The sequence below is a fragment of the Chryseobacterium sp. G0201 genome, from assembly GCF_003815655.1.
Classification (GTDB): domain Bacteria; phylum Bacteroidota; class Bacteroidia; order Flavobacteriales; family Weeksellaceae; genus Chryseobacterium.
Genome location: NZ_CP033917.1, coordinates 2,918,183 through 2,936,195 on the forward strand (window position 1 = coordinate 2,918,183; position 18,013 = coordinate 2,936,195).

Consider the following 18,013-nt stretch of genomic DNA (forward strand, 5'->3'; position numbering starts at 1 on the left):
CTTAAAATCTTCATTAAACCGATGCTTGCCAAATCCTTTGAAAAAGCATTTGATGATGAAGACTGGATTTTTGAAATAAAATGGGATGGTTATCGCGCAGTTGCCGATCTCAGCAATGAAAAACCTCTCTTCTACTCCCGAAATGGAGTTTCTTTTTTATCAAAATTTGACAAAGTTTCGCAGGATTTTGACCAACAGAAACACAAAATGATTCTCGATGGCGAAATTGTTGCTTACGATGAGAATGGAAAGCCAAATTTTCAATTGTTACAGCAAATTGGAGATAGTCCCAATTTAGCCTTAGTTTATCAGGTTTTTGATCTGCTTTGGCTCAATGGTCATTCTACGGAAAAACTTCCATTAATTCAACGGAAAGAGCTTTTAAAAGAAGCTTTAATCGAAACTGATGTCATTAAATATTGTGATCATATTCCGGAAAAAGGCATCGCTTTTTTTAATCAAATGAAAAAAATGCAATTGGAAGGAATGATTGCCAAAAAAGCCGACAGTTTATATATTGAAAATAGCAGAAGTTCAGATTGGTTGAAAATAAAATTCACCAATACAGAAGAAGCTATAATTTGCGGATTTACAGAGCCACGCGGTTCGAGGGAAGGTTTTGGAGCATTAATTTTAGGGAAATATATTGACAGAAAATTGACTTATTCCGGACACACAGGAACAGGTTTTAATAATGAATCTTTGAATCTGCTTCATGAAAGACTGAAAAAATTAGTTGCAAAAACTTCTCCTTTTGAAACAATTCCTAAAACAAATATGCCTGTAACATGGACAAAACCTGAATTGGTCTGCGAAATAAAATATTCTGAAATTACCAAAGACGGGATTTTCCGACATCCTGTTTTTGTGGCGATCCGTGAAGATAAAAATCCTGAAGATATTAATGAAAAACCTAAAGAAATGAAAGCCAAAACACCATTAAAAAAGACTTCAACTTCCGAAAAAGAAAAGGAAATCACTTTAGACAAACATAAAGTAAAGCTGACCAATCAGGATAAAATTTATTTTCCAAAAGACGAGATTACAAAAGGTGATGTGATTGAATATTATCAATCTGTCGCCAATTATATTTTACCGCATTTGAAAAACCGTCCGTTGTCATTAAACCGCTTCCCCAATGGAATTGAGGAGCAAAGTTTCTATCAAAAAGATGCAAGTGACAATATTCCTGATTGGATAAAAACGACGCAAGTTTATTCGGAATCTAATGATAAATACATCGATTATATTTATTGTAATGACAAGGCAACGTTGGCTTATTTGAATAATTTAGGTTAATACTTCAGGTTTAGTTAATGATATTCGTGAAAATGATGTCGTAACATATGACGTACAAAACGGTAACAAGGGGGTTAACGCAGTTAACGTTAAAATAGCTTAAATTAAGAAGAAAGCTTATAATAACTTTTTTCTCAATATAATAATTAGCAGAGAACTATAAACGTTCTCTGCTATTTTTTTTAATAAAGGAAAGTAACTGTAATTTTTAATATTAATTACTAAAATGTTTGTTTTGTAAGGTTTACGGATTGCCTGGGATTTAGGCTATAGTTTCTATTTCAAGGGCAATTCCATTTCGTATTGTTTAATATAAATATCCATTCCTATATCTTTAAAAAATTTCAGTGTTTCTTCTGAAGTACTATCAATATTTATAGCAGAAACATTTTTTCCATAATTTGTTGAAATGTGTTTTAAAAGTTGCCCACCAACGCCTTTTCTTCGGTAATTTTTGTCAACTGAAAGTTGATGTATCCTTTTTATTTTTGGATTAAAAATCGTGTAACCTAATAATTTCTCCTCGTCATATATTCCAATAGAAATGTTAGCATTTTTTAGCTTTTCGACCGCTGTAACTGAATTTTGCCAAGATGGTTTCAAATTCCAAAAGGAGTTAAGCTTTTGCCAATCATACACTTCCAATTTGCGAATTTCAAAATCATTATTGGTATGGGTTATATTTAATGAACCTTTATAACAATTTAATTCTCGGATAATTTTGAAACCTATGTTCTTGTAAGTTTTTATTGCGGGTTCATTTGTGGTTATCACTTCAAGTAACAATTTGTCAATATCATTTTTGCGCAAAATTGGCAGAATATATTCATACAATTTCACGGTTAATTTATTTCCTCTTTTGGCTGGAATTACACCAGTTCCTGCATTATAAACAATTTTTAAGTTGTTGATAATGTCATATCCATGAAGTATGAAAGCAATTAACTGATTATCCTCGAACGCTCCTACAGAAAATTCAAGTTTAATACTGTTGCTTTTTATTTTGTCTTCCAATTGCTCTTTAGTCAGGCAAAAAGGAACAACGTAGTCTGAAAATGACAAATTGAAAACTTCTAAAAGTTTTTCGGTTGGAATGTTCTCTAATGTTTTTAGAATAGCCATAAATTACAATAAAATTAGTTGGATTAAGCAATATATTTTTTCGTATTGAGTTTGTTTGCTCACCTCAAACTTTTTTTTTGAAGCTTCACCCTATTAGAAGTTTATAGGCTACCTGTCTTATTTTTTTGGTTTCTACATTGTTTTCAAAAACAGGAAAACGTTGAACTAAATTACCTTCCATCAATGTAAATCTATCTTGCCCTTTATAATCAACGTTAATTTTGTTATTTTCTACAGTTGGTTGAAAATATACAGAGATCATAGATTTTTTGTTGTTTACAGAATAAGCATATACATTTTCTTTATTACTGATATCTTTGGTGAATACCACCAATTCAGGTGAACCGTCGGCATCTAAATCATCAACTTTTGTATTCGTAACTGATTGTTTGTGAATGTTTTGAATTTCGTTAAACTCATTTGAAAGTCCGAAAGTAGACACACTGAGTTGTGTTGATCCATTTTTTTCAATAGACGAAATATTAAAGCCAACATCTTGTAAATTTAAAATTTGGCTGAACTTTGTTTTATCAATTTGAGTTTCGTCTAAAGGCTCATTAATTTTGGTATAAGTATCTGCAATACTCGTTCCGCCTGAACAATAAAAATTGAGGATGCCGCTATCTTCTTTTTTCTCGGTTTCGATGGTAATGCCATTTTCGCTGAAACGAAACATTACCTTTTTATCTTGAACAACCGATGTGTAGGTATTTTCATCAAATTTTTGGGCAATAACGTCAAAGGTGCAAGTAGGTTTCTTTTTGTCTGTTCTTGAACGAACTGCTATTTTTAATTGATTATCGCTTTCTTTACTCACAATAACAGCAACCCAATCGTATCCTTCCTTTCTTTGGTTGTACGAATTGTTCACATAATTTCCTTCAAAATTATTATTTTCAGCAACTTTTTGTTCTGTTTGATTTTCTTCTTTTTCTTGCTTTTTGGTTTCGGTAGTACAGCTGTAAATCAATAAGGTCATCGTTGTAACGAATAGAACCTTTTTAAGATTTGTCATAATTATTTTACTTTAAAATTTTGTTGTAAAGATACCACTAAATAACTAGTTTTCGGGGTTTTGCGATGATAGAAAATGAATCATAAATGTTCTATTTTGGAGAAAAGTTCAATTGAAAAAATACGGTGGAATTTTGCATTTCAGCCGCCATATTTCCAGACCAATTAGTTGATGAGTTATCATTTTTTCATACCTCTAAAAATAATGAGTAAAACTTTTATATCATTAGAGATAACATGTTAGATCTATTATGGAGCAGTACATAATTGAGTAGAAGGATCATATACATTACTGCTAGGACAAGTGCTTAGTAAACATATTGATAGTTACCCCTGTTCTATCATTTTGCAAAAAAGGAAAAGCATTCAATATTGCCCATATCGGTAGCTCTTCATTATGGATTTTATATCAGTCCCTGAATTTTCTAAGAAATAGAATATCCCTGAAAGAACGGTAAGGAATTACTGTGCACAAGGTAGAATTAATGGAGCCTTTTTAACTGGTAAAACATGGAATATTCCACAGGACGCTTTACCTCCTCATAAGGATGTTACCAAGAGATTTAGCAATAATCCATTGCTGAACAAATTGAAGGAAGAAAAGGATATGAAGCTTAATGGCGGAATTTATCACAGAACCCAGATTGATTTGACCTACAATTCCAACAGAATAGAAGGGAGTAAGCTAACCCATGATCAAACAAGGTATATTTTTGAAACCAATACCATTGGAGCATCTGGGGAAAGTATTAATGTGGATGATATTATCGAGACAACCAATCACTTTAGAGCCATAGATATGATTATTGATAAAGCTAAAGCAAAATTAACGGAATCATTGATAAAGAATTGCATCTTTTAGTAAAATCCGGAACATCCGACAGTGCTAAAGATTGGTTTAATGTGGGTGATTATAAAAAGTTGCCGAATGAAGTTGGTGGCAATGCAACAACAGTACGTGATGAAGTTGCGAAATATATGAAAGAATTACTGACGGGCTATCATGCAATTAAAAGTAAAACAATAGAAGATATCATTAAGTTTCATTACAATTTTGAGATTATTCATCCTTTTCAACATGGAAATGGGCGTGTCGGCAGGCTGATTATGTTTAAAGAGTGTCTGTCTAAGAATATTGTTCCTTTTATCATCGATAATGACATAAAACTTTACTATTATAGAGGGCTGCAGGAATGGAAGAATGTCAGAGGCTATTTATTAGATACTTGCCTTGCTGCGCAGGAAAACTATAAGATAATCTTAGAATATTTTCAAATTCCAGCGTGATATTGTAAAATAGTTAAGGTATCTACTGTACATCAAAGCCACATATTAATTCTAAAGACAGTTGTCAATCTCAGTTATTATTCTTTAAACTTATTAATGTTAAAGCCCAAGTTTTCACTGATAGTATTACGGAAAAAAGATAAACCGAAGCCTATTAGATATTGCACTTAAATGTGGCTATTACGACCATTCGCATCTTAGCAATGAAATCAAGCGAAATACTGGACTTTTACCATCACTACTTTAATTTGTCGCATTTTTACAAAGTGCAACTGGCTGTCAAAAAGTAACTTTGCAGAAACATTACAATTTAAAACAGATGCGAAAAATATCACTTTTCATTGCAACAAGCTTAGATGGCTACATTGCAAAACCTAATGATGACCTTAGTTTCTTAAAACTCGTTGAAAAGGAAGGAGAAGACTATGGCTATGCAAAATTTACAGATACAATTGACACATTAATTATTGGTAGAAGAACCTATGATTATGTGCTTAAAGAAATCGGCTCATCTCATTACAACAACGGAAAAAGAGATGTTTATGTCATAACAAGAACTGAAAGACCGCAAGAAGGTAGAATAATTTTCTATACAGGAAACATAACCGAATTGGTCAAGCGACTAAAGGCTGAAAAAGGAAAAAATATTTATTGTGATGGTGGTGCAGAAGTAATAAATGAACTATTGAAACACGATTTAATAGACGAGCTAATAATTTCGGTTATACCTGTTTTATTAGGCAATGGAACAAGACTTTTCAAAGATGGAAGACCTGAACAAATACTTGAATTTATCGAGGCCAAAACATTTGATACTGGATTGGCACAACTTCATTACAAGCGAAAAAAATAAAAAACAAATTCGGACAGTATTGGTTTTGTGTGTTAGCAGGTCTAGTGGTTTTTTATAGAGTTTTGTGCTCAAAACCCGCCAATACACCTGGCATTTAATTGCTATAACTTAATCTCAAAAAACGATCAAAGTAAATTTTTATATTAGTCGGATAAATAAGTTATATAAATCAGATTGAGACAATGTGTAAATTTGAAAGTCATAATGCATTTTAAAAAGACATTTAATGAAAAAAAATATATTACGGAAAATTAAAATAGACAATGAGACTTACTTATGGAAAAGGTTGCATGTTCATTTAACAAATTATGAACACTCAAAATGCGTTGAAAAGGTTGTGATTTATCTTGAAGGACATAAAAAATCTCCGCTTCAACTTTCGTTTCGAGAAGAGGATAATTTAACTCTTAAATCAGATATAGAAAAAGAAAAATGGCGCGTAGGATATCCCGATGATGGAGTAATTTGGTTGTATAAGTATGAATCTCCTTTACCTAATAATAAATCATACCCAGTTAATGAGCAACAAACTGTTGATATCAATTTGAATCGGCCAGCTGTTATAGCTCTGCTAGTTCAATATGTCGATATTTTCTTCATAAAGATTGGAAACCAAAAGAAAGTACAAGGCCATACATTATTGAAGATGCTTTGAGATTCTTTGAGATAATTGCATTGCCTAAAGGTATAACATGAGTAACGAGAAACCTTATTTTATATTATTGTAACCTGGACGATAGAATAAATGGCTTACTTATATGTAGTGATTAGAAGTGTGATGTCCTAATCGCTACATTTATCTAATTTTAAGGCTTTACAAATAGGCAAAGTTTCGCAAGTCGCGGCGGTAGATAAATTAAGTGTAGCCATTGCTATTATTTTTATCAATCTTCTTTTTTTAAGAAACATTAACATTGAAAACTGCGATTGGGACCTTGCTTATTATCGGTGGAACGATTTTGTTAGCTGTGAAGTAATAAATGTTTAATAATCTATTAAATCTTTTTGACTTTCTAAATAAGTATTGCTTTCAAACAATTATATATAGCTCCTAAATGAAAGCTATACAATTTATACAGCACAAATTTCACATCATTTTTCACCGACGAATCAATATATTCTCCTTTGGTAAATACCAGGTCATATTGTTCACGTTGTGTTAACTGTGTAAATTCGTAAAAAGATAGTTCTTTCATTTTCAAATGTATTAAATTCCTTTGATTCCTGTTGGGTGAAAACCGGCGTGGATGCGAACTCTATTTTTGCATATTAAGGAAACTATAAATTTGTTATTTTTGTACTATGAGCGATAAAGGTAAATTAACAGTCATTGATAAAGATTTGGTTGAAAATATTAAATCTATCATTTTATCTGGAAGGAAGAATATTTCTCATAAAATTAATCAAGAATTAATTTTAACTTATTGGAGAATTGGAAAAGAGATTGTTGATACCGAGAAAATAAATAATCTTGATAATAAAACATCCAGACAAATTATTCTGAATTTATCAAAGCTTCTAGGTCAAGAGCTGGGTAGAGGCTTTTCTCGTTCCAATCTATTCAATATGAGGAAATTTTATATTGAATATCCTGATGTCCAAACAGTGTCTGGACACTTAACCTGGTCATTTGTCTGCGAGCTTTTAGTAATCGAAGATAGAACAAAGCGAAGTTTTTATGAAAATGAAACTATCAATTCAAATTGGTCATTTCGCGAAATGAAAAGACAGATTGATAGTTCACTCTATGAAAGGCTTTTGCTTTCACAAGGAACTAAAAATAAAGAAAAAGTATTACAGTTAGCTCACAAAGGACAGGAAATAACAAATGCTGAAGATATTTTAAAAAACCCCTATGTTTTTGAATTTCTGGGAATTCCTGAAAACAAACCGATTTTGGAAAAGGATCTGGAAGCGAAATTAATCAGGCATATTGAGGACTTTTTACTGGAATTGGGTCGTGGATTTATGTTTGTAGGATCCCAGCAGAGAGTTACGATAAATAATACTCACTATTATGTGGATATGGTTTTTTATAATAAGATTCTACGTTCATATATCTTAATTGAATTAAAAACGACTAAACTCAATATAGCTGACGCAGGACAATTAAATACATATCTGAATTATTATAAAACAGAAGTTAACGAAGAAAACGATAACCCTCCGATAGGAATAATTCTTTGTGCTGAAAAAGATGAGATTACAGCCGAATATATTTTGGGTGGATTTGAAAATAATGTTTATGCTTCAAAATATGTGACAATTTTGCCTGACAAACAAAAACTGATCGAGGAAGTGGAAAATGTTCTAAATGAGTAATCTGTATAGTATTCTGATATTTATAAAGCTGCTCAAGCAGATATTTTTAAATGCGAAAACTGTATTTAATATTTCCAAAAAGTGAGACACTGTCTAACATTTGGAGCTGGTGCCACTATTTTGAGATTTTAAAGTCATTTACAGAACAAAATATTTGAATTTTGTCTTGCCTCAAAAAATAATTTATTCAGAGACTTTTTTTATTAGCGTAAATAAATATATTTGCAGGGATTCTCATGTTTATTGAGTTTTCATGGTTATTAGTTCTTAGTCTCCGATTTATTCGAGGACTTTTTTTGAATATTTTTACGATTAAATATACATCCAATACCAAGAAAATAAGGAAAATATTAATAAATTTATATCTCAATAAAAATTTATGGGGCTAGACTGGAACAAAAGTTTCTTTCTCTTTTACATAAATCACCTAAAATTCTGTCAGAAGTAAAAGAAATACAACACGTAATCCTCTACAGTTTATTACTTTTAGTATTTACATTATCGTGTTCTAATCCAATCCAGCAAAATCCAATCCAGTTTTCAAAATTGGAGTAGGGAGAAAAATGGCCATTTTCGGTGAACGAAGTTGAAGTTTATTGTTCTGGCTATAAAGAGATTTACTGCAAAGCAAGCAATGGAAAGACATATGCTTTAAATGGAACTGCTAAAGGTGCTTCGCACAATAATACTGATATTAGTAATGTCACAGAGATATGACTGGATGATCCAAAGTGGGATGGAGTAAAAATTTCATACGGAGATTTTATTACGAAAGGTCTGGAACTTTGTAAAAATAAATAGCAGGAATTTTATTAGACTCATTTTAGATTCTTACGATATCTTAGAGCCTGTTTAAATTTTGTTCAATAATAATTTTATAGCAGATAATTTGACTATGTTTTCAGCAGACTCCATGAGAAGTTCATAGTTTCTACAGAGTCTTCTGTCATTATCAAACCAAGAAAAAGTACGTTCTATAATCCATCTTTTATGAATAGGTTCAAACTTGTTTTCCTTTTTGTTATTGCGCATAACGATTTGAATTATATATCCAAATTTCATTCTTATTTCTTCAATGATATCTCCTCTATAACCTCCATCGGCAAGAATCACCTGAAGAGGAATCAATAAATACTGAAGCGTTTTCATTAACAGCAGTGCTGCTTTACTGTCATGAATGTTAGCTACACTTACCATTACTGCCAACAGAAAACCGTTTTTGTCTACCACAATGTGCCTTTTGATTCCTTTCACTTTTTTTCCTCCGTCGAAACCATTAAGTGAACGGTTATTTCCCCAACGAACACTTTGGCTGTCCATAATTCCTAAACTTGCCTGCGCTTTCTGACCTTTTTTCGTCGTACTTTCTCCCTTAATTTTGATAATAATAAATCGAAAACTTCCAGATTTGACCATTTTGCATAATAGTAATAAACCAATTGCCATTTAGGAAAATTTGAGGGTAGAAGCCTCCACTGACAGCCTGTTTTCAACAAATAAAGGATTGCATTCCAAATGATAATTAAATCATATTTTCGTTATTTTGATAATACGTTATTTAATGGTCTTATAGTTGCTGAACTTTGATCACACCAAATACTTTATTAATGAAAAAGCAGAGTACAAAAAGTAATGAAATGGGTGAGGATGTGTCAAAAGCCCATATCAATTCAAGAGAATCCTCATTACAACAAAAAGAAAACCATTGGGATTCAGTATTGACAGATCCAGTGATAAAATATCCTAAACCACCTTTTAAAAGGCAGTCTCAACCCTTCCCAGGATTAGCAGGTAAGATGGATCCAGTGCCTGATCATGGTGAAAAAAGTTATATAGGCTCTGGAAGGTTAAAAGGAAGAAAAGCTTTAATTACTGGTGGAGATTCCGGTATCGGACGGGCAGCTGCTATAGCATATGCTAGAGAAGGAGCTGATGTAGCAATAAACTATCTTCCTGAAGAAGCTGCTGATGCTAAAGAGGTAATCGCTCTCATAAAAAAAGCAGGCCGCAAAGCTATTGCTATTCCGGGAGATATAAGAGATGAAAGTTTCTGTAAAACATTAGTATCTAAGGCGGTTAAGGAATTGAACGGTATTGATATCCTGGTAAATAATGCTGGTCATCAGAAAACGCACGAATCCATAATGGATATAAGTACTGAAGAATTTGACAGGACTATGAAAACCAATCTTTATGCACCGTTTTGGATCATAAAAGCCGCATTACCACATCTCGAAGCAGGATCATGTATCATTGGTCTTTCATCAGTACAGGCTTATGATCCTTCTGAGGATCTATATGATTATGCACAAACAAAGGCAGCGACCACAAGCTATATCAAATCATTAGCCAAGCAATTGGGATCAAAAGGAATCCGTGTGAATGGTGTCGCTCCAGGACCCGTTTGGACTGCTCTTGAGATCAGCGGAGGGCAAACACAAGAGAAAATTGAAAAATTTGGTAAAGAAACTCCATTCGGCAGACCGGGACAGCCTGCTGAGCTTGCTTCCATCTTTGTTCAGCTTGCTGATAACAGTGCCAGCTTTACAACTGGGCATATATATGGTGCAGCAGGTGGTAATGGGCAACCATAAAAAAAATGTATTTACTCAATAGAAGGTGCTCCTTTAAGCACCTTCTATTGATGTAAATATATAATTACTTTTAGTGAATTTTCTTTTTCAACACTATCATCATCATGATCTATAAGTCATTGAAGAAATACATCTTTTGTAATACATTTGACACAAATCCCCGATAAAAATAGATGTCGAAGTGATCCTGATCATATTAAATTGAACTAATTTTTTCGAAATTGGCAACTCACATAAAAAGCTTTGATTGGGCAGTAAGAATTTTATTTATCTAAACTATTTAACTCTTAAGGTTCCGTTACTAGCCAAATATTTTGAGAAGTGATTCAAAAAATGATCATTAAAGACGTGATCTTTATTAAATATTGCTTCGATATTAGTAATAATTTTCACCTATAGTTTATAAAATGAAAAAGAATTTTTTTGACAGATTTGCAGATTGGGCTGCCTGTTTTGCAGGAAGTCCAGGTGCATTTATCGGGGCAAGTATTTTGGTAATTATCTGGGCAGCTACCGGGCCAATATTTAAATTTTCTGAAGTATGGCAAATGGTTATTAACACGGGAACCACCATCGTTACATTTCTCATGGTTTTTCTAATCCAAAAAGCACAGAATAAAGATTCTAAAGCCATACAGATAAAGCTTGACGAATTGATTTCAACTCATGACAAAGCCAATAATCGAATTGTAGATATTGAAGATTTGACAGAAGATGAACTGGATGAGCTTCACAAACTATATGAGAAGTTTGGCAAGTTCCCTAAAAATCACGAAAACAGAAAGTAGTTGGAATTTAAGTAGATTGGATTAATTTTAAATTAAGAACCTCGAAAGTCATTGTCTTTTGTGAAGAAATGAATAATGTACGATATATTATAATGAAGGAATGCTCGAAAGAACATTCCTTTTTATCTATAGGATTAAACTGTAATATAATTGTCCCCCCATGGGGACATGCACAAAGATCAATACATAATTTTTCGGTTTGTAATCCGGACTATTTTTTCTTGCTCCATTTTTTTTATAGCTCTGATAGTCGTTTCAACACATAATCCTGTTAAAGAAGCTAATTGTTGACGTGTCATGGGAACTTCATACGTAAATGGAGTTTTATTTTCTTGATCATGCTTCATGAGCTCCAATACTTCCTTAATCCTTTCAACTGCACTGGGAGAAGATATTTTCTTCATGAGAATAAATTTACGGTACAGGTTCTTTGATAAGGATTTACAAAGTTCCAAATAATGATTAGGGTGTTGATCTAAGTAATGCGTTAATTTATCTGCACATAATTTAAGAATAGTACAATTCGAAAGAGCTACGGCATTTACGGGATATGTCTGCTCTAGATATAACATATAATCTCCTACGGGATCTTTTGAACTTAGTATACTTTGAATAAATTCTTTACCTGAACTATTATAGTTGTTTAGTTTAACATCACCGTCAATAATCTGAAAATAAAATTTGGGACTTACGCCTTCTCGGAATATGTAATCTCCCGGATTGTAATATTGTTCTACAGCTCCAATAGCGCGTAAAAGTTCTTCTTTAAAAAACATAATATTAATTTTTGTGGTTAGTGATAAGGGTGGATTTAAATTCCCGATATAAGGATCATTAAAGTGCCATGGGGAATCGTAATTTTACTTCATGTTACAATATATTTTTTAATAAACAATCTAACTTAGAGTTGACTAAAACCCATAAAGTGAATCGTGCCATTTAAATTAAATATTTATCAGCGACTTCCGGATGAAAATTGCTGAGGCTCCATAATTGGTTATGGAGAAATTATAATTAATCGGTAAATTATATGCAACAAATATAATGCAAATGCTTTATAAATGATATGCTTTGAATCATATAGTAGTATATTTACTATTATTTATGATTATAAAGTTAGTTTATTGTAAAATATAAAATACATTGGTAGAGGCAGTCGAAAACCAATTTTAAGCTTTATAATTTAAATATGTTAATTAAATCATAATTGTTTTATCTTAATCCTATATTGCGATTTATATATGGATTAAAGTACCTCCTATAATTTGAGGTAAAGACAGCTCTCTCAAATACGAATTATCATGAGTAAGTTTTAGTAAAATATTTTACTGTTAATCAATTTTAATATATGATCACTTTCCATTTTCTTAATAGTTCTAATCACGGTTTCAATTCGTAAACCTGTGATGGCAGCCATCTGTTTTCTGGTTAAATACACTTCAAATGAATATTTTTCTTTGTTATTGCTATAGCTTTTAAAGTAGTCAAGAATTCCCAAAAGTCTAACCTCTGGTCTCAATGATAAATTATGCTGCATCATGACAAATTTTTGATAGAGTCTTTCAGATATGAATTTGTTGATGTCGAGAGAAACACTGGGATGATCACCAAGTAATTTAAAGAAGTTGTCTTTTGGAATGGTAATGATTTCACAAGGTGTTAATGTTATCGCATTGACAGGATATTTTTCGGTGATAAAAAGAAGTAACTCACAAACGCTCTGTCCTGAAAACAAAATACTTTGAATAATCTCTTTCCCATCTTCATCATAATGATTTAATTTAACTCTTCCTTCTATTATTTGATAATAACGTTTTGGAGTTTCACCTTCCTGAAATATTGTTTCATGGGGCTTAAACTGTGATATTTCTGCACCGTATAACTGCAAAAAATTTTGATCGATAATCATAATAGTATTATGTTTTTGAATTAAAGTTAATAGAATATCAAATATTAAATATTCCTGATTATACTAGATCTTTTAATAATAAATAGTATAATTCTTATATAAAGATAATATAAAAACCAGCAACCAAAAATCTCTTGATTGTATTGGTTACCTAAATTTTTAAATACATATAGGTAAAATTGTTCCTTTGACAGATTGACATTTTGTACTCATAATTCGTACGTATGATTTAGGTCATACATGTGAAATGTCCTTTACCGTTACCTTTGTATGCTGGTTAATTGCACACTTATCAGTGATATATGTCGCTTTTTTTTGTTCTGCAATTTAATTAGTACAAGTTTAATACCCCCTAATAATTTTTTCAATATGCTGGTTGATGAAGATTTACTCTTTCATTATGGAGGACAATTAGTGAAATTCACCAAAAATGATATGATATTTAGAGAATCGGAAATACCAAAATTTTATTATCAGATAAAATATGGCAATGTAAAAATCAACAATTATCATCAGGAAGGAAAAGAGTTTATCCATAGTTTACCTTCGACCGGGCACTGTCTTGGAGAAACTTTTATATTTTCCGAAAGACCTTATCCCGTCAATGCAGTAGCAATGAATGATGTAGCAGTTATTAAAGTTGGAATAGCCAGATTCTTTGATCTGATTCACAGTGATAAAAGCATATTATTTAAACTTTATCAATATACCTCTGAAAGAATGCACTACCGTTATGTGATGTTAAATAATTTATCATCCACAAACACCTTCAGTAAAATAATCTGTGTGATGGACTGTTTGAAGCAATATCATAATGTGACAGAACAATACGCTTATCAAATTCCCTACACCCGTCTTGAAATTGCGTCGCTAACAGGGCTAAGAATAGAAACAGTGATAAGAGTATTAAAAAAGATGGAACGTGAAAATATTGTAAAAAATATTGGTGGAAAAATATTTTATTAGTACTTTCAGTCATACCTATTTATCCTATTGCCGGTTTGCCTGTTACTTTATCATTTGATGCTATCTGATGATTGGAATAAATTTAACCAAACCAAAGAGTTTAAAAAGCATATTCTTTTATACCTGAAATAGATAATTCGGCAATTAATATTTATAATTTTTTCATAGGTATTACTACAATAAATTATTGCTATATGACTTAAGTCATAGGGTAGATTTTTATGGATTTGTAATTTTGAAATACACCATAAAAATAAAGATTATATGAACACCAATTACTAAAATACTGACACAGATTAATCTGTGCTGCTTACTTTTTTATAATATTTTATAGAAAGTTGAGGTAATGCACTCTATTTTCTAATAGGCGCGACCCAATTAGTTGATTCTCTTTTTTTACAAAAGAAACTTTATTCAGAATATAATAATGAGTTGGATAATCATCCTAAAACAATCTGGTGTATCGCATTATCTGATACAGTACATTAAATACTAAGTCAACATCACCTACATCAAATCGTAAAACAAGAAATATGGAAAATGAAAATTTAGGATCAAACCAGAAGCGTGATCAACTTCAAGACCATACAACGGATAACAGCAACGAAAAACTGACCACTAATCAGGGATTAAAGATCAATAACAACCAAGATTCACTGAAAGCAGGCGAAAGAGGACCTTCTCTTCTTGAAGATTTTATTCTAAGAGAAAAAATTACTCATTTTGATCACGAACGAATTCCAGAAAGAGTAGTTCATGCAAGAGGTTCCGGTGCTCACGGTGTTTTTAAATTAAATAAAAGTCTGGCAAAATATACAAAAGCTAAATTTTTAAACAATATAGACGAAGAGACTCCTGTATTTGTGCGTTTTTCTACCGTTGCCGGAAGTAGAGGAAGTACAGATCTGGCTCGGGATGTAAGAGGGTTTGCTGTAAAATTTTATACGGAAGAAGGCGTTTATGACTTGGTAGGTAATAATATGCCTGTATTTTTTATTCAGGACGCTATAAAATTTCCAGATCTGGTTCATGCGGTAAAACCTGAGCCGGATAATGAGATTCCACAAGCTGCTTCAGCTCACAACACTTTTTGGGATTTCATTTCATTAATGCCAGAGAGTACCCATATGATCATGTGGTTGATGAGTGACCGTGCGATTCCGAGAAGCTTCCGTATGATGGAAGGTTTTGGCGTGCATTCATTTAAATTTATCAATGAACAGGGAGATGTACACTTTGTTAAATTTCATTTTAAACCCAAATTGGGAGTCCATTCGGTGGCGTGGCCCGAAGCACAGAAGATTTCAGGAAATGATCCTGATTTTCATCGACGTGACCTTTGGGAGGCCATTGAGAACGGAGCTTTCCCTGAGTGGGATTTCGGAGTGCAGGTAGTTCCTGAAAAAGATGAACACAAATTTGATTTTGATCTCCTTGATCCTACAAAAATTATCCCGGAAGAGCTTGTTCCTGTGGAACTTGTAGGGACTCTAACATTAAACCGAAATCCGGATAATTTCTTTGCAGAAACAGAACAGGTAGCATTTCATCCCGGTCATATTGTTCCCGGCATAGATTTTACCAATGATCCTCTTTTACAGGGAAGACTTTTCTCGTACACCGATACTCAGCTTACCAGATTAGGCTCTCCGAATTTTCATGAAATTCCGATAAACAGGTCTATTACAACCATTCACAATAATAAGCGTGACGGACACATGCGTCAGCAGATCGTTAAAGGAAAAGTAAGTTACGAACCCAATTCAATGGGTGGGGGTTGTCCGTTTCAGGCTATGATGAAAGAAGGAGGTTTTGTCTCTCAGGAGGAGCGGGTAGAAGGACATAAAGTAAGGGCAAGAAGTTCAAGTTTTGTAGACCATTATTCTCAAGCAAAATTATTTTACAACAGTCAGTCTGCCTTTGAAAAAACGCATCTGCAAAATGCATTGGTTTTTGAGCTTTCAAAAGTAACGCTTCCTGTCATCAGAGAACGAATGGTTGGTCAGTTAGCTTTTGTAAACAAAGATTTGGCAAAGGAAGTGGCATCCAGATTAGGTGTTGAGGTTAAAATTCTCGATCAGCCCAATCAAAGTATTCCTGCAGATGCCGATCCAGCAAGTCTCCAAAGTGCAGAAACTGAACCTTCCTTAAAATTTTCAGAAGCGCTGAGTATGGCCAATACCGTTAAAGATACCATTGAGAGTCGTATAATTGGCTTTATGATGACTGATGGGTTTGATGCTGCTTCTACCGATCATTTAATAGAAAAATTAGAAGGGCAGGGTGCAGTTGTACAATATATTGCTGATTCCGTAGCACCGGTAAAATCTTCGGACGGCCAGACGTACATTCCGGATCATTCATTATCTACAACTTCAAGTGTTTGTTTTGATGCCCTGTATATCTGTGGCGGTGCAAAATCTGCAGAAGGCTTTGTAAAGCCTGGAAATAAAAATATGACGGTTGATTTTATTAATGAAGCATTCCGTCACTGTAAAGCCATTTACTTTGGATATGATACTGAAGTAATCAAAAACCTTACAGATATGGCATCGATCAAACATGATGATCCTGGAGTAATTTCTGCTAAGGATACTGATTCTGATGACTTATTTGTTGAGGCGATAGCTAATCACAGGGTATGGCAGTTTGAAAAAGAAAGAAACGGATTAGTATAAAAAATGAGTAGAAACTACTTGACATTCATATCAACACCAACAAATTAAAATATTATGAAAAAAACAATTCTAATCATTGTAGCCATTGCTGCAATAACGGCATGTAACAAAAAAGAAACCACTACTGTTGATCATTCAGCTGATCATAGCGAAATGTCAGCTCCTGTGGATTCGGGTGCAATGCCTGAAGATTCTCTTTCAACTTCCCAAACGTCTTCTGAAGCAACATCATTAAATGATCAGGATCGAAAATTTGCTGATGCAGCAGCAAAAGGAGGAATGATGGAAATGATGGCGGGAAAACTTGCATCTCAAAATGCGACTAACTCAGCGGTTAAAAAACTGGGTGAAATGATGGTAAAGGATCACACTAAAGCCAACGAAGAATTACAACAATGGGCCTCTAAAACTGCTTACACTTTGCCTACCGGTTTAGATGCAGACCAACAGAAGGCATACGATGATCTGAAGGCAAAAAAAGGAGCTGATTTTGATCGTATGTATACCGATATGATGGTTAAGGATCATGAAAAAACAATAGCTGATTTCAAGAAAGAAGCTGCTGACGGTTACGAATCCTCTCTGAAAAATTTTGCCGCTAAAACGCTTCCCACTTTAGATCATCATTTAATGGAATCTAAAAAAGCAAAAGATGCTGTAAAATAATGTCGAATAAATATCCGGTAATCTATCTTGAAAGGGTTATCGGATATTATTCGAAGGACGTTATATTGTTTCTGAAAATCTGATGCTGACGGTTCGATGGTTTAAATTATTTATTTACACCCCAGAAAATTAATGTTTATAAAGACAGTGTTTAATCATTAATGCCGCTGCATTTTATTACTGGAATAATCTACTGGCTTCAAAACCTATCATCATGAGAAATTCCAAATTACCCAATGCTACAGCAGTACTAGTGCTCGGAATTTCTTCTGTAGCCTTATGCTGTTGTTACGGAATCCCGGGAATACTTACCGGAGGCATCGCTCTTTTTCTTTACAGAAAGGATAAAAAAGTATACGATAAAAATAAAGCAGGTTACTCCAATTTCGACAATTTAAAAACAGGAAGAATGCTAAGCATTCTTGGGATAAGTCTAAGTTCCCTTTGCCTCATTTATTTATTGTTGGTACACTATCTTTAGTTGTTAAGGGATGGGGATATCCTCTACCATTGCT

Annotated in this window: 18 protein-coding genes and 1 pseudogene; 13 read left to right on the forward strand and 6 right to left on the reverse strand. The window is 32.9% G+C overall.

Features of this window, described 5'->3' with window-relative positions; all coding sequences use genetic code 11:
- Positions 1-21 precede the first annotated feature (21 nt).
- Positions 22-1,299, forward strand: a complete 1,278-nt coding sequence (ligD, locus tag EG348_RS13155) for a non-homologous end-joining DNA ligase (protein WP_228414734.1) — start codon at positions 22-24, stop codon at positions 1,297-1,299.
- 276 nt (positions 1,300-1,575) lie between these two features.
- On the opposite strand, the gene EG348_RS13165 is transcribed toward ligD, so the two are convergent.
- A complete protein-coding gene (locus tag EG348_RS13165) occupies positions 1,576-2,421 on the reverse strand; it encodes a GNAT family N-acetyltransferase (protein ID WP_123983491.1) in 846 nt (281 codons plus the stop codon).
- Positions 2,422-2,506: 85 nt separating this feature from the next.
- Complete coding sequence (locus EG348_RS13170; protein ID WP_123983492.1) at positions 2,507-3,436, reverse strand: hypothetical protein; 930 nt, start codon at positions 3,434-3,436, stop codon at positions 2,507-2,509.
- A gap of 588 nt (positions 3,437-4,024) precedes the next feature.
- On the opposite strand from EG348_RS13170, the gene EG348_RS21865 reads away from it, so the two are divergent.
- From EG348_RS21865 to EG348_RS21875, 6 genes are all read left to right on the forward strand, one after another.
- Positions 4,025-4,297 (forward strand): hypothetical protein, encoded by a 273-nt coding sequence (locus tag EG348_RS21865; protein WP_228414735.1) that lies wholly within the window; start codon positions 4,025-4,027, stop codon positions 4,295-4,297.
- Positions 4,285-4,722: a Fic family protein gene (locus EG348_RS21870; protein ID WP_228414736.1), complete on the forward strand. Its 438-nt coding sequence runs from the start codon at positions 4,285-4,287 to the stop codon at positions 4,720-4,722. The genes EG348_RS21865 and EG348_RS21870 overlap by 13 nt, the downstream gene beginning before the upstream one ends.
- Positions 4,723-5,041: 319 nt before the next feature.
- A complete protein-coding gene (locus EG348_RS13185; RefSeq protein WP_123983493.1) occupies positions 5,042-5,575 on the forward strand; it encodes a dihydrofolate reductase family protein in 534 nt (177 codons plus the stop codon).
- 226 nt (positions 5,576-5,801) lie between these two features.
- Positions 5,802-6,230: a hypothetical protein gene (locus tag EG348_RS13190; protein ID WP_123983494.1), complete on the forward strand. Its 429-nt coding sequence runs from the start codon at positions 5,802-5,804 to the stop codon at positions 6,228-6,230.
- A gap of 647 nt (positions 6,231-6,877) precedes the next feature.
- Entirely contained in the window at positions 6,878-7,897 is a 1,020-nt protein-coding gene (locus EG348_RS13205) for a YhcG family protein (protein WP_123983496.1), read from the forward strand.
- A gap of 576 nt (positions 7,898-8,473) precedes the next feature.
- Positions 8,474-8,614: a hypothetical protein gene (locus EG348_RS21875; protein WP_228414737.1), complete on the forward strand. Its 141-nt coding sequence runs from the start codon at positions 8,474-8,476 to the stop codon at positions 8,612-8,614.
- 135 nt (positions 8,615-8,749) lie between these two features.
- Here the strand turns inward: EG348_RS21875 and EG348_RS13215 are convergent, their stop codons facing one another.
- A complete protein-coding gene (locus EG348_RS13215) occupies positions 8,750-9,343 on the reverse strand; it encodes a transposase (RefSeq protein ID WP_228414738.1) in 594 nt (197 codons plus the stop codon).
- Positions 9,343-9,393, reverse strand: a pseudogene (locus tag EG348_RS22000) (hypothetical protein); the annotation flags it as partial. The pseudogene EG348_RS22000 and the gene EG348_RS13215, both read right to left, overlap by 1 nt.
- A 300-nt stretch (positions 9,394-9,693) precedes the next feature.
- Between EG348_RS22000 and EG348_RS13220 the strand changes: the two are divergent.
- A complete protein-coding gene (locus tag EG348_RS13220) occupies positions 9,694-10,491 on the forward strand; it encodes an SDR family oxidoreductase (RefSeq protein WP_317126970.1) in 798 nt (265 codons plus the stop codon).
- Positions 10,492-10,898: 407 nt separating this feature from the next.
- Complete coding sequence (locus tag EG348_RS13225; protein WP_123983498.1) at positions 10,899-11,279, forward strand: low affinity iron permease family protein; 381 nt, start codon at positions 10,899-10,901, stop codon at positions 11,277-11,279.
- 179 nt (positions 11,280-11,458) lie between these two features.
- On the opposite strand, the gene EG348_RS13230 is transcribed toward EG348_RS13225, so the two are convergent.
- Together EG348_RS13230 and EG348_RS13235 are read right to left on the reverse strand one after the other, a co-directional pair.
- Positions 11,459-12,055, reverse strand: a complete 597-nt coding sequence (locus tag EG348_RS13230; protein ID WP_123983499.1) for a Crp/Fnr family transcriptional regulator — start codon at positions 12,053-12,055, stop codon at positions 11,459-11,461.
- Between the two features lie 536 nt (positions 12,056-12,591).
- Complete coding sequence (locus tag EG348_RS13235; protein WP_123983500.1) at positions 12,592-13,188, reverse strand: Crp/Fnr family transcriptional regulator; 597 nt, start codon at positions 13,186-13,188, stop codon at positions 12,592-12,594.
- Between the two features lie 369 nt (positions 13,189-13,557).
- Here EG348_RS13235 and EG348_RS13240 point away from each other — a divergent pair, with 369 nt between their 5' ends.
- The 4 genes from EG348_RS13240 to EG348_RS13255 all read left to right on the forward strand — a co-directional run bounded on the left by EG348_RS13240 (position 13,558) and on the right by EG348_RS13255 (position 17,979).
- The gene (locus tag EG348_RS13240; protein WP_164463292.1) at positions 13,558-14,154 is read left to right on the forward strand and encodes a Crp/Fnr family transcriptional regulator; all 597 of its coding nucleotides are present in this window, start codon (positions 13,558-13,560) and stop codon (positions 14,152-14,154) included.
- Positions 14,155-14,687: 533 nt separating this feature from the next.
- Positions 14,688-16,832 (forward strand): catalase, encoded by a 2,145-nt coding sequence (locus EG348_RS13245; RefSeq protein WP_123983502.1) that lies wholly within the window; start codon positions 14,688-14,690, stop codon positions 16,830-16,832.
- Between the two features lie 54 nt (positions 16,833-16,886).
- Positions 16,887-17,498: a DUF4142 domain-containing protein gene (locus tag EG348_RS13250; protein WP_123983503.1), complete on the forward strand. Its 612-nt coding sequence runs from the start codon at positions 16,887-16,889 to the stop codon at positions 17,496-17,498.
- Positions 17,499-17,712: 214 nt separating this feature from the next.
- Positions 17,713-17,979, forward strand: a complete 267-nt coding sequence (locus tag EG348_RS13255) for a CCC motif membrane protein (RefSeq protein WP_123983504.1) — start codon at positions 17,713-17,715, stop codon at positions 17,977-17,979.
- Positions 17,980-18,013: the final 34 nt, after the last annotated feature.

What these genes read in the sequence shown, in the direction of transcription:
- EG348_RS13255 (WP_123983504.1), top strand. Translation starts at nt 17,713, where the DNA reads ATGAGAAATTCCAAATTACCCAATGCTACAGCAGTACTAGTGCTCGGA.
- EG348_RS13190 (WP_123983494.1), top strand. Translation starts at nt 5,802, where the DNA reads ATGAAAAAAAATATATTACGGAAAATTAAAATAGACAATGAGACTTAC.
- ligD (WP_228414734.1), top strand. Translation starts at nt 22, where the DNA reads ATGCTTGCCAAATCCTTTGAAAAAGCATTTGATGATGAAGACTGGATT.
- EG348_RS13245 (WP_123983502.1), top strand. Translation starts at nt 14,688, where the DNA reads ATGGAAAATGAAAATTTAGGATCAAACCAGAAGCGTGATCAACTTCAA.
- EG348_RS13220 (WP_317126970.1), top strand. Translation starts at nt 9,694, where the DNA reads ATGGATCCAGTGCCTGATCATGGTGAAAAAAGTTATATAGGCTCTGGA.
- EG348_RS13215 (WP_228414738.1), bottom strand. Translation starts at nt 9,343, where the DNA reads ATGGCAATTGGTTTATTACTATTATGCAAAATGGTCAAATCTGGAAGT.
- EG348_RS13170 (WP_123983492.1), bottom strand. Translation starts at nt 3,436, where the DNA reads ATGACAAATCTTAAAAAGGTTCTATTCGTTACAACGATGACCTTATTG.
- EG348_RS13235 (WP_123983500.1), bottom strand. Translation starts at nt 13,188, where the DNA reads ATGATTATCGATCAAAATTTTTTGCAGTTATACGGTGCAGAAATATCA.
- EG348_RS13230 (WP_123983499.1), bottom strand. Translation starts at nt 12,055, where the DNA reads ATGTTTTTTAAAGAAGAACTTTTACGCGCTATTGGAGCTGTAGAACAA.
- EG348_RS13250 (WP_123983503.1), top strand. Translation starts at nt 16,887, where the DNA reads ATGAAAAAAACAATTCTAATCATTGTAGCCATTGCTGCAATAACGGCA.
- EG348_RS13205 (WP_123983496.1), top strand. Translation starts at nt 6,878, where the DNA reads ATGAGCGATAAAGGTAAATTAACAGTCATTGATAAAGATTTGGTTGAA.
- EG348_RS13240 (WP_164463292.1), top strand. Translation starts at nt 13,558, where the DNA reads ATGCTGGTTGATGAAGATTTACTCTTTCATTATGGAGGACAATTAGTG.
- EG348_RS13165 (WP_123983491.1), bottom strand. Translation starts at nt 2,421, where the DNA reads ATGGCTATTCTAAAAACATTAGAGAACATTCCAACCGAAAAACTTTTA.
- EG348_RS13225 (WP_123983498.1), top strand. Translation starts at nt 10,899, where the DNA reads ATGAAAAAGAATTTTTTTGACAGATTTGCAGATTGGGCTGCCTGTTTT.
- EG348_RS13185 (WP_123983493.1), top strand. Translation starts at nt 5,042, where the DNA reads ATGCGAAAAATATCACTTTTCATTGCAACAAGCTTAGATGGCTACATT.